General features: G+C 61.9%; 12 protein-coding genes. 3 read left to right on the top strand and 9 right to left on the bottom strand.

Annotated elements, in window-relative coordinates:
• Nucleotides 1–4 precede the first annotated feature (4 nt).
• From CE_RS06445 to CE_RS06455, 3 genes are all read right to left on the bottom strand, one after another.
• Nucleotides 5–970 (bottom strand): PQQ-dependent sugar dehydrogenase, encoded by a 966-nt coding sequence (locus tag CE_RS06445; RefSeq protein WP_006769243.1) that lies wholly within the window; start codon nucleotides 968–970, stop codon nucleotides 5–7.
• A 332-nt stretch (nucleotides 971–1,302) separates the two neighbouring features.
• Nucleotides 1,303–1,641, bottom strand: coding sequence for a hypothetical protein (locus tag CE_RS06450; protein ID WP_006769245.1), 339 nt, complete (start codon nucleotides 1,639–1,641; stop codon nucleotides 1,303–1,305).
• A gap of 116 nt (nucleotides 1,642–1,757) precedes the next feature.
• A complete protein-coding gene (locus CE_RS06455; protein ID WP_006769246.1) occupies nucleotides 1,758–2,078 on the bottom strand; it encodes a hypothetical protein in 321 nt (106 codons plus the stop codon).
• A 209-nt stretch (nucleotides 2,079–2,287) separates the two neighbouring features.
• Between CE_RS06455 and CE_RS06460 the strand changes: the two genes are divergently transcribed.
• Nucleotides 2,288–2,713 carry a hypothetical protein gene (locus tag CE_RS06460; RefSeq protein ID WP_006769247.1) on the top strand — a complete coding sequence of 142 codons (426 nt, stop codon included), beginning with the start codon at nucleotides 2,288–2,290 and terminating at the stop codon, nucleotides 2,711–2,713.
• A 254-nt stretch (nucleotides 2,714–2,967) separates the two neighbouring features.
• On the opposite strand, the gene CE_RS06465 is transcribed toward CE_RS06460, so the two are convergent.
• Together CE_RS06465 and CE_RS06470 are read right to left on the bottom strand one after the other, a co-directional pair.
• Nucleotides 2,968–3,795 carry a hypothetical protein gene (locus CE_RS06465; protein WP_006769249.1) on the bottom strand — a complete coding sequence of 276 codons (828 nt, stop codon included), beginning with the start codon at nucleotides 3,793–3,795 and terminating at the stop codon, nucleotides 2,968–2,970.
• A gap of 192 nt (nucleotides 3,796–3,987) precedes the next feature.
• Complete coding sequence (locus CE_RS06470; protein WP_006769250.1) at nucleotides 3,988–4,776, bottom strand: hypothetical protein; 789 nt, start codon at nucleotides 4,774–4,776, stop codon at nucleotides 3,988–3,990.
• 279 nt (nucleotides 4,777–5,055) lie between these two features.
• Between CE_RS06470 and CE_RS06475 the strand changes: the two genes are divergently transcribed.
• Together CE_RS06475 and thrB are read left to right on the top strand one after the other, a co-directional pair.
• Nucleotides 5,056–6,393, top strand: coding sequence for a homoserine dehydrogenase (locus CE_RS06475; RefSeq protein ID WP_011075380.1), 1,338 nt, complete (start codon nucleotides 5,056–5,058; stop codon nucleotides 6,391–6,393).
• 9 nt (nucleotides 6,394–6,402) lie between these two features.
• Nucleotides 6,403–7,332, top strand: a complete 930-nt coding sequence (gene thrB / locus CE_RS06480) for a homoserine kinase (RefSeq protein WP_006769252.1) — start codon at nucleotides 6,403–6,405, stop codon at nucleotides 7,330–7,332.
• A gap of 186 nt (nucleotides 7,333–7,518) precedes the next feature.
• Here the strand turns inward: thrB and CE_RS06485 are convergent, their stop codons facing one another.
• From CE_RS06485 to narJ, 4 genes are all read right to left on the bottom strand, one after another.
• Nucleotides 7,519–8,724 (bottom strand): IS110 family transposase, encoded by a 1,206-nt coding sequence (locus CE_RS06485; RefSeq protein ID WP_006770548.1) that lies wholly within the window; start codon nucleotides 8,722–8,724, stop codon nucleotides 7,519–7,521.
• A 285-nt stretch (nucleotides 8,725–9,009) separates the two neighbouring features.
• Complete coding sequence (locus tag CE_RS06490) at nucleotides 9,010–9,756, bottom strand: helix-turn-helix transcriptional regulator (protein ID WP_407921245.1); 747 nt, start codon at nucleotides 9,754–9,756, stop codon at nucleotides 9,010–9,012.
• Nucleotides 9,757–9,923: 167 nt separating this feature from the next.
• A complete protein-coding gene (gene narI, locus CE_RS06495) occupies nucleotides 9,924–10,703 on the bottom strand; it encodes a respiratory nitrate reductase subunit gamma (RefSeq protein ID WP_006769254.1) in 780 nt (259 codons plus the stop codon).
• A gap of 15 nt (nucleotides 10,704–10,718) precedes the next feature.
• Nucleotides 10,719–11,411, bottom strand: a complete 693-nt coding sequence (narJ, locus tag CE_RS06500; RefSeq protein WP_006769255.1) for a nitrate reductase molybdenum cofactor assembly chaperone — start codon at nucleotides 11,409–11,411, stop codon at nucleotides 10,719–10,721.
• Between the last annotated feature and the right edge of the window lie 3 nt (nucleotides 11,412–11,414).

An 11,414-nucleotide genomic window follows, 5' to 3' on the forward strand; every position in this document is an offset into this window, starting at 1 on the left:
ACTGCTATCTCATCCCCGGGAGATTAGCGGTATCAATGCGCAGCAGCCGGTCATCACCCTGGGTGGGGGAGCCACGGCCGTCGGTGTTGTTGGTCAGCACCAGCAGGGTGTCATCCGGGGCGGTGACCACATCCCGCAGGCGTCCGAACTCACCATGGAGGAGCACCCGGGAGGTGTCCGGGGCAGCCAGGGGGATCTGCCGTAGGGACTGGCCACGCAGATTGGCGACAAAGATGGACTCCCCGGCGATCGTCATGCCGCTGGGGCTGGCCTCCGCGGGACGCCACTGCTGGACCGGATCGATGAACCCCTCACGGTTGGCGATCCCCTCGACCACCGGCCACCCGTAGTTACCGCCGGGGGTGATGATGTTGAGTTCATCCCAGGTGCTCTGCCCGAACTCCGAGGAATACATTATGCCGTCCGCGGCCCAGGCGATACCCTGCGGATTACGATGCCCCATGCTGTAGACCGGACTGCCCGGGATGGGATTGTCCGCGGGGATGGACCCCTCCGGGGTAAGGCGCAGGATCTTCCCGGCCAGCGAGGTCTCATCCTGGGCATTATCGGGCTGGTTGACATCCCCGGTGGTGGCGTAGAGCATCCCGTCGGGGTCGAAGGCGATGCGTCCGCCGTTATGGGTGTTGGCGCGGGGGATGGAATCGAGGATCACCTCGGGATCCCCGGCGCTGAGCGCGCCGGGCTCACCGGTGAGCGGGAAGCGGACGATCCGGTTGTCTTCCGCGGTGGTGTAGTAGGTGTAGAGGAAGGTCTCATGGACCGCCAACCCCAGCAGGCCCCCCTCACCACCGGGCTGGGCATCCCGGATCTCCGTCACGGTCCGGGTGCCGCCCTCGGCGGTGACCTCCAGGATGCGGGTGGTGTCCCGCTCACTGATCAGGGCTGTTGAGCCGTGGAATGTCACCGACCACGGTGCCTGGAGATCAGTGGCCACATCCACCGTCTCCACCGGGATGGGCGCGGATGATCCCGGGCTGGAACCGGGGTCGGATGACCCCACCGTGCTGCCCGTGGAACCCAACCCACAGGCATTGAGCAGGGTCAGGGCGCTGATACAGAACGTGGCGATCGGGGTGGAGCGGAGCATGTGGGGAAACCTCCGGTAAGCGGTGCGGCTTGGATCTGCTGATGCAGGTCAGCATATAGCCACCCTGTCCGGTCTGCCCCGGAAAGGAACTGGTGTGTTGTGGGGTTACAGGAGCAGCCGACGTGGAAAATCCCGCATCCGGATACCAGGTGTGGTAGCCGGACACGGGATCACTGATTACCGCAGGGGTGGGTTTAGCTGGATCCGAAGGAGGAACCACCGGAACCGAAGCCGCCACCACCCCCGCCGCCATTACCACCACCGACGCCACCGCCGCCGGTGGGGGTGAGACGGATATTGTAGGTACCCGGTTCACCATCCCGGCAGGCGGCATAGACTTCGCCATACCACTCACCCACGGCTGCCAGGCGATCGGGAACGGAGTTTTGCAGAACACGCTTGTAGGGTTCAGACGCGTCCACCCCGGGATCAGGGTCAGTGGGATCCACCGGGTCCACAGGGACATCGCTGCGGGTGATGGTGAAATCGTTTCCGAAGATATCAGGCACTGACTTGTAAATCAGCGCGGCCATGAGGATTTCCTCTGCTTCGGGGTTGCCGTCGATGTTGAAGAATCCCTGCGCGACGGACGCAGCGACGACACGTGCGAAAGCTGCCTCCGCCTCAGCTGATCGCGGAGCGGAGTAGTCTACATTAGCCAGATGTTGTCGATGTCGGATGTCGCGGCGGGCACCTCCCGCTTCAATTCGGCGATGAGATTATCACTCCATTGGCTATAAGCAGCCAAGATGCGCTCTTTATCCGTCGCGGAGAGAGTGACGGTACAGGTATCGCCTGTGATGGTGAGCTCCGTGGCATTGGCGTGAGGCGCAAGAAGGGTGCTGGCAGCAATTCCGGCGGTAGCCAGAATTCCGAGAGATAGTCTTCGGATACGCATGATGTCTCCTAAGGGTGATTCAATGGCCTTCAATGGCTGGTGGGGGATCGTAGCGATGATCCACTCCTTCAAGGGTCCCCAGAAAAACGCGGTGCGACAAGGTGCTACAAGTGGTGCCAGCAGTAATGACGTCTACCGGAGATGCCTGCAATGTGATAAGGGGCATGCTGAGAGACGCGCGAATGAGGTCGTGGTGAGGCCGCGGTGAGGTCGTGGTGGTCTCTGGGAAAACTTCTGTCAGTGCTGGGATTTATCATGTGAAATCTCGTAGAGTTTCAATCATGAAAGTAAATGTGCTGACAGTGGATGAGCGTGAGGTGGGGCGTCTCGGGATGGGGCAGATGCTTCTGCAAACCACCTCGTGCATCGGTGTCGGTACATGCACGACTCCGGTGGAGGCGCTGACCCACATCCGGGATGCCCCGGGTGCCGCCGATGTGGTGTTGTTAGGTCTCCAGACTGGGCTCAACCACCGGGGCGCTCTCTGTGGCCTGTTGGACCTGGGGCTGAGAATAGTACTTTTCCGGATCACGTCTGATCCCTACATTGACCTCAACCCCATCATGAAAAGGGTGGCGGGGATCATCGAGCCCACCAGCAGCGCCCGCGATCTGGAGGAGGTTCTCGTGGCGGCGGCAGTCCGGGGCGGCGCCCAGACATCGGAGGGGGCATCTGCCACCGGTGTGCGGTTATCCCCACGGCAGTAGCAGATTTTTCTCCTGTACGCATCAGGGGAGCCAGCAAAGAGACTGGCCACCATCACCGGCTTGTCACTCAATACCGTGCGTGATTATATCGACCGCATCCGGGTGAAATACGCCCTTGCCGGAAGGCCGATACTCACTCGCATCGATTTCTATCATCGGGCGGTGGAGGATGGTCTGCTTCCCGAATCCTCGATGCGGAACCCCGAGCCATCTGTTGCGGAAGGTGGGGGACCGCACCGGGAGGGGTCTGTTTTCTAGCTACTTCCGAAACTGGAACCACCACTGGTGGCAGGTGGGTTGGGGCCGTTACCATTCCCGTTCCCACCGCTGCCGTTACCGCCATCGCCGTTGCCATTACCATTGCCGTTCCCGTTACCGCCGTTGCCGTTTCCACCACCGGGCGGGTCGATATCATCCGCACCGATCCGGAATGTTCCGGTCTTGCCATCGACACAAGCCTGATAGGGCTCTTTCAGACCTTCCTCGAAATCCCGCAGGACACCCCGGGCAGGCTCAACGATCTCCTTGGCGCGCTGGGATAGCGGGATGTCATTGTAGGTGCCCGACCCGAGGATCTCCTCCACTACAGGGAAGCTGTAGGTGAGGCCATCGCGGATATACGCGGCCTGGGTGGGGGTCAGGGTATGAACCCCGAGGAGGCTTTGCTCGAAGGTGGGCAACAGATAGCTCATGGCCGCGGGGGTAGCGGTCATGAGCATCATGGCCGTCAGATCATTGTTGGTGAAGCCCTGCGCCCGTCCAGCGGCGAAATAGCGGCTCCAGGCAGCATTGGCTTCCGTGCTGTAGGAACCGCCCTCCCTCATGACGTTGATGATTTCACCGGTGATCAGTGCGATCTCGTCCTCCTGCCCGGGGACCGCTGCGCTGAGGCGACTGGCCACCGAGTCGTCATAACTGGCGAAGTGGGTGCGGAAATCGTCAAAATCCTGCTGGGTGAAGGTGATGGTGCAGGTGACACCGGAGCGCGTGACCGTGGCCGCGGTGGCAGCGGGTGTCACAAGGACCGATGTGCTCAGTAGGGCGGCTGCTGCGACAACCGATGCGAACGGACGAATATTCATGGGGACATCCTTAGAAGGGGGTGAATGTAGAGGCCTTCGGCTGTCCGGGGTTTTAAGCAGTGGTAGGGCAACCCCGATCCAACGGGAGTAGTAGTCATCCTACTCTCTGTGTGGGCGGAGGGAAGGGTATATCTGGGCAGATGGTGTATGCGGAGCCTGAACACGAGCGCTCAGGCTCCGCCTGGTATTGAGCTAGCTGCTTCCGAACGAGCTTCCACCCGTGGGTGTTGTTGCTGGGGGAGTGGTGGTCTCATCCGTGTCCGGGCGGGGAGTGACACCGGGCAGATCCGGGGTGAAGGTCCCTCCGACACCGTCGACACAGCTCTGCAGGGCGGGTGTCATGGCTGCGTTGAGGGGCAGCAGGGTCCTGAATGCCTTGCCGATGGCGGCTGTTGCGGGAGATACTGTTGGGCTCTCATCGACGCTGGCGAGACTGGAGATGAGCCAAGTTCCGTTGTGGAAGTGGGGCACAGGCAGAACCGCTGTGACCCCTCCGGGGGTCTGTTCAGCGTGGATGAAATAGCCACCGAACGATTTGAAACTCGTGATGAACAGGAGAAGGTGGAGGAGGTTTTCCGCCTCATTCACGGATTCGCCCGAGTCTGGAATCTGGTTTTTCAGCCCGGCGGCCTCACCGGCTGCCAAGACGCGCTCTATGGTCTGATTGTAGCGATCCAGTTCCTCGTCTGGCAGGGCATTGATTCCGTTACCCTTCTCCTCGACGAAATCGACGAGAAGGTCAATATCAGCAGATGCGGTGGGAACGAGCTTCTTGAAGTCAGCTGTGAGGGTGTCCTGCGCCGTCTGGAGAGAGCTCTGGTAGAAGTTCACCTCAGCGTTGTTCAGTTCGAGGGTGCAGGTGGGCCATCCCCAATCCCCAGTTGTGGTGGTTGCCACGAGTGCGGAGGCGGGGGTGGTGATGCTGCCGAGTGTGATCGCCGCGGTGGCGGCGATGCTCAGGCCCAGGGTGGAAATCTTCAAGATGGACTCCTGTATGTCAGGGAAGAGGGGAGATAGTGGTACCGCTTCTGCTACTAAGCAATGAAAGTATACAGGAGGTTACTTCGGTGCGTGGTTTAAACCCTCTGGGGGTAGGGGATGTCGTATCAGCGTGGGTTCCGAATGAAACAGTCCACATACCCGGAGAAAATGAACAGCTTGGTCTATAGTGGCCTGGTAGACTTCCACCCTCGGGCGGCCATGTAGGCTGACCAGGGAGAGAACGAACACCAGGCACCGCCACGATTATTTGGGAGAATCATGACCTCAGCACCTGCCCCCAGCTTCAACCCCGGTAAGGGAATCGGCTCACCAGTCGGTATCGCCCTTCTTGGTTACGGCACCGTCGGCTCGGAGGTTATGCGTCTGATGACCGAATACGCCGATGAGCTCGAGCACCGTATCGGTGGTCCCCTTCAGATCCGTGGTGTCGCGGTGTCAGATAAGAGCAAGCCGCGCCCGGGTGTGCCGGACGAGCTGCTCACCGATGATGCCTTCTCGCTGGTCAAGCGCGATGATGTGGATATCGTCGTCGAGGTTATCGGTGGCATCGACTACCCACGCAAGGTGGTGCTCGCGGCGCTGAAGGCCGGCAAGTCCGTGGTCACCGCGAACAAGGCCCTCGTCGCGGCCCACGCCGCCGAGCTTGCCGACGCCGCCGATGAGGCCAACGTCGATCTCTACTTCGAGGCCGCCGTCGCAGCCGCCATCCCCGTGGTCGGCCCGCTGCGCCGTTCGCTGGCCGGTGACCAGATCCAGTCCGTCATGGGCATCGTCAACGGCACCACCAACTTCATCCTCGACGCCATGGACTCCAGCGGTGCCGGTTATGACGAATCCCTCGCCGAGGCCACCCGCCTCGGATACGCGGAGGCGGATCCCACCGCCGACGTCGAGGGTCATGATGCCGCCTCCAAGGCCGCCATCCTCGCCTCCCTGGCCTTCCACACCCGGGTCACCTCCGATGATGTCTACTGCGAGGGCATCACCAACATCAGCGCGGAGGACATCCGCGCCGCCAAGCAGGCCGATCACACCATCAAGCTGCTGGCCATCTGCGAGAAGATCACCGACAGCAACGGCGAGACCGCCATCTCCGTCGGAGTGCATCCCACCCTGATCCCACGCAGCCATCCGCTCGCCGCGGTCAACAAGTCCTTCAACGCCATCTTCGTCGAGGCGGAGGCCGCCGGGCGCCTGATGTTCTACGGCAACGGTGCCGGTGGCGCACCCACCGCGTCGGCTGTGCTTGGCGACGTCGTCGGTGCCGCCCGCAACAAGGTCCACGGTGGGCGTGCGCCGGGCGAGTCCACCTACGCCAACCTGCCGATAGCCGATTACGGTGAGACCCCCACCCGCTACCACGTGGACATGGAGGTCGAGGACCGCGTCGGCGTGCTCGCCGATCTGGCACAGCTCTTCGCCGACCGTGGTATCTCCCTGCGCACCATCCGCCAGGAGGAGAGCGGTGAGGGTGCCCGTCTGATCGTGGTGACCCACCAGGCCCGTGAGAACTCCCTGGCTGCTACCGTTGAAGCACTCAAGGACCACCCGGCGGTGAAGTCCATCAACAGCGTTATCCGTCTCGAAAGGGGCTAGCAGCAAACCATGGCGATCGAACTGAATGTGGGCCGCAAGGTCACAGTCACGGTTCCCGGATCCTCCGCGAACCTCGGCCCCGGCTTCGACACTCTCGGTCTGGCACTGTCGGTGTATGACACCGTCGAGGTGGAGATCATCCAGTCCGGCCTCGAGGTCGAGGTGTTTGGTGAGGGACAGGGTGAGGTCCCCCTCGACGGATCGCATCTGGTGGTCAAGGCCATCAGGTCCGGACTCAAGACCGCTGACGCCGAGGTGCCCGGGCTGCGCGTGGTCTGTCACAACAACATCCCGCAGTCCCGCGGGCTCGGTTCCTCCGCGGCGGCGGCCGTCGCGGGTGTCGCGGCAGCCAACGGTCTGGCGGGTTTCCCCCTGACCCAGGAGCAGGTGGTCCAGCTGGCCTCCGCATTCGAGGGGCACCCCGACAATGCAGCGGCCTCCGTTCTCGGTGGGGCGGTGGTCTCCTGGACCAATCTGCCCGTCGACGGCAAGAGTCAGCCGGAGTACAGCGCGGTGGGACTCGATGTGCATGAGGGCATCCGCGCCACGGCACTGGTACCGGATTTCCACGCGTCCACCGAGGCCGTGCGCCGCGTCCTGCCATCGGATGTCACCCACATCGATGCCCGCTTCAACGTCTCCCGCGTCGCCGTGATGATCGTCGCCCTGCAGCAGCGCCCTGATCTGCTGTGGGAGGGTACCCGTGACCGTCTGCACCAGCCGTATCGTGCCGATGTGCTCCCGGTGACCGCGGAGTGGGTCAACCGTCTGCGCAACCGTGGTTATGCGGCCTACCTCTCCGGTGCCGGACCGACCGTGATGGTGCTTTCCACCGAACCGGTGTCGGACAAGATCCTCGACGATGCCCGTGAAGCCGGTCTGAGGGTGATCGAACTCGAGGTCGCCGACCCCGTGCGCATTGAGGTCGTCCACGAATAGACAAGCGTCGACCTGATACAACAAGGCTGCCCCCTATGAAGGGGGGTGTCCCTATGTTTTTGTCAAGAGTCAGGCCCTGTACTCAAGAAACAGCTTCGGGGGTAAGTGCTCATTCCTGAGTGTGGGCATGGTTGATCGGCTGGTCAGTGTGTTCATTGTTGATCAGCTGATCGTACTGACTCGGAATTAGGCAGCCGCCCTGGCAGGAACCTCCCGGAAGAATTCAGCTCGGGTCAACATCGCGTAGATGACATTGCACCGCCGCCTGGCCAGGCACATGATCGCAGCATTGTGGCGCTTGCCCTCAGCCCGTTTTCGTTCATAGTAGGTCTTCGACGGCTCGTGGAACCGGATTGATGCGAATGCCGAGTAGAACAACGCATTCTTGAGTCTTTTGTTACCTGATCTAGCCGGGAATTCACCTCGAATGGATGTGCCGGACCTTCGGGTCACCGGGGCGATCCCCGCATAGGCAGCCAGGTGGCCGGCGGACCGGAAGTCAGAACAGTCACCGACGGCCAGGAGGATGTTGGCTGCGGTCTTGATGCCAACTCCCGGCATGGACATCAAGACCTGGTGAAGAGGGAATTCTTCGAGTAGCTCCTCGACTTGTTCCGCGATGGTCTTGCGTTGTTCCAGCAAGGCTTTGATGTTGGTAGCCAACTGCGGGATGACGATTTCCGCAGCTGTCGTGCCAGGCACTGTTACGGTCTGGGCTTTCAGACCATCAAAGATCGCATCCACGAGTGTGGTGGGATCCTTCTTGGCGCGTTTACTCATCCAGGCTAAAACCCGGTGGTAACCGGCCTTCTTCATCTTCGTCGGTCCGCCGTAGTGGATGAGCATGTCCAGGACCAAGGGCCTGGTGATGATGTCGCCAGCCAGGGCTCGTTCGAAGCTGGGGTAGATCTGGGTGAGCACGCTGCGCAGTCGGTTAATCGTGCGAGTGCAATCCTTGGCGATGTCATCATCGAATCCGGATAGCATCTTCAACGCCGACAGGATTTCGTTATCCCGGTCTACTGCCCGCAGAGTGTGTGGCATGGTCCGTGCGGTATCGGCGATGATGAAGGCGTCCCGACGGTCGGTTTTAGACCGCCCTGGATAAAGATCAGCGGCCTTGCGCATCGCTAATCCGGGCAGGTAACCCACCAGACAGCCGGCATCTCTAGCCACTGCGATGGGCAGGGCACCGATGGTGTTGGGTTGATCGACAACCACCAGGACGGTGCCATGGGTCTGGAGTTCGGTGAAGACTTTCCGGAGTTGGTTTTCGTCTTGGGGCAGGGGTTTGTCGTAGATGATCTCGCCTGCAGGGGTCATGGCGCAGGCGTGGTGGGCGGTTTTACCGACGTCGAGTCCGATGGTGACGTCGATGGTGCCGGTGGTCATAGCCGGCCTCCTCGTGGTGTCGTAGCAACAGTGACGGTCAAACTGCGTCGCTGGTGTCTTGACATCCGATGCTGGCACCCACGTTACAAAGAGAACTGAACCTTGAGAGGTCGTCCGTGTCCCTATCAGCAGTCAACGGATGTCCTGGTAGCCCGGCGGCAACACCCCCCGGATCATGTGAACTACAGGGCAATTAAGCCATACCGGGCCCAGCGACTATCCCCATTATCGGGGATACCATCAAAGTAACGGGCAGCCTTGTTGTGTTCGGGGAAGAGGGGAGGATCAACGCTCCTGGGTGACGCGGACCTCACAGGTACCGGGTGCATTGAAGGGCTTGAGCTCCAGGAAGATCTTGTCCGGGGTGCGCAGACTCTCCTCGATGAAGCCCTCGTGCACGGCGCAGACAAATGATGAGGGACGTTTGCCGTCGACGATGAAGGGGCAGCTGTTGAGGTGGATGGAGACATCCCCGGAGGTATCTGCCGGTGGCACGGCTGGTTCGGGGTCCTCGGTTGGCTGGGCGTTTTCGGTGGTGGGATCAAAACCCATGGCGCGCAGGCGGGCGAGCATCGGGGCCATGGCCGTCTCCAGTGTCTCCCATCCGGATGCGTTGGATCCCATGATGGCAGCCCACTGGGCACCCACCGCCTTGGCCTTGGCGTGCAGGGCGGGGTCCTGGAAAACATCCTCGTCGGAGGCCCCCAGGAGGGAGGCCATCAGCTCGATGAGGGTGATGTACTCCTGCGCCACAGCACGATTGTCAGGCACCCGGGTCTGGAAGATGAGCGAGGGTCGACCCCGGCCCTTGGCGGGGGCGGTGACCACCCGCACGGCATCCTGGGCGACCAGTTCCTCGAGGTGGCCCCGGGCGGTGTTGACGTGCATGTCCAGGGCCTTGGCAACCTCGATCGCCCGGGCACCTTCCGGGAAGCCCTGCAGCACCGTGAGTACCTCCCGCTGCTTCGGGCTGAGCCGGTAGGACTCGGTGAAAAGCTCGGTGGCGGCCTGCGGTGCAGGATTCTCATTCACAGCAATCATCTCTCAAGGTGCAGGAGGGGTGGTGCGGGCTGCCGGGCAACGGGTTATCCGTTGACCGACAGATAGGGAAGCGTCCGCAGTAATTATGCCAAGAACCTTAACATATTTACTACTGAAACACCCTGACTAATGCTGTGGTCCGGGGAGTGAGATTCTACTCAGGCGCCGTGCCAGCGTGCCTCGTCATCGTGTTGTGCCTTGACGGAGCGCACCGGGTCCCACCCGGAATCGTGTCGTACCGGGCGTGCTGTGATGTCGCGGGAACGGTAGACCACGTATGGGCGGGTGGTGTAACCGACCGGTGCGGAGAAGGCGTGCACCAGGCGGGTGAACGGCCACACGGCGATGAGGGTGAATCCGGCCACCACGTGGACCTTGAACTCCCAGGGGACATCCGCCATGAGTTCCGGCTGGGCGTTGAAGATCAACAGCTGGCGCAACCAGGGGGAGATGGTCTCGCGGTAGTCATAACCGTGTGGGCCACCGAAGACCTGCGTGGACACGGTGGCGATGAAACCCGACAGGATCGCCGCTCCGAGCAGGAGGTACATCACCTTGTCCGATTTGGAGGTGGACAGGAAGACGGTGCGGTTGGCGATCCTGCGGTAGAGCAGGCCGATGAGTCCGAGGATGACGGCGACACCGGCGATGGTGCCCGGGATGGTGGCGATGAGGTGGTACGCGGCATCGGAGATCCCCACCGCCGCGGTCCAGCTCTTCGGGATGGCCAGGCCCATGAGGTGGCCGATGACCACGAAGACCATGCCCCAGTGGAATAGGGGGGAACTGAGGCGCAGCAGTTTGGATTCGTAGATCTGGGAGGAGTGCGTGGTCCATCCGAACTGGTCGGTGCGCCAGCGCCAGGAGATACCGATGATGAAGGCGGCGATGCACAGCCAGGGGAAGGCCACCCAGAGGAAGGTCTCAAAGTTGGACATGTTCTCACGGTTCCTTTAGTTGTCCGGTTGTGATGTCGGGAAGGGAAGTGGCGTGCCGAGTCCGACCATCTCCGCGGGGGGACCCGTGCGGATCAGTTCGAGATAACTGTCGGCGGTCTCCTGATCGATCTGGGGTAGTGCCTGACACAGTGCGATGACCAGGTGACGGTAGGGGGAGTCGAGGTTGTCCAGGGCGGAACGCAGCACCTCGATGCCGTCGCGGTGGGCGGCGAGGACCTCGGTGGCGTCGTCGAAAAGCTCCGGCTCCGCCAGGGCAGCGGCCTCCAGGACCACACAGAGATGATCGGGCAGTTCATCACGTTCGATGTCGAACCCCAGCGCCCGGAGTGTGTCCCGGAATGCCAGGATCGCGGTACCACGCTGGCGGGTGTCCCCGACGGCGTAGTAGGTGAGGAACAGGGAACACCTGCGACGCTGATCGAAGGTCTCCACGTAGTGTTCCTGCAGCCAGCGCAGACCCCGGACCCGGGCGTGATCGACGAACTCGACCACCTGGGTCGCCACCGGCAGGGGCAGCTGGTCGAGCTGCTCCTCGACGGCGGTGAGCTTGTCGACGAAATCCTCCTCCGGATAGTCCAGGAGCAGGGAACCGGTCATGAACACCAGACGCCTCTGGTGGTCACTCATCGGGATCCGTTTGACCAGCTCCTGTGGGACGATGCCGGTGTGGGTGCGGTGGATAGCCATGCG

This window comes from Corynebacterium efficiens YS-314 (assembly GCF_000011305.1).
GTDB classification, from domain to species: Bacteria; Actinomycetota; Actinomycetes; order Mycobacteriales; family Mycobacteriaceae; genus Corynebacterium; species Corynebacterium efficiens.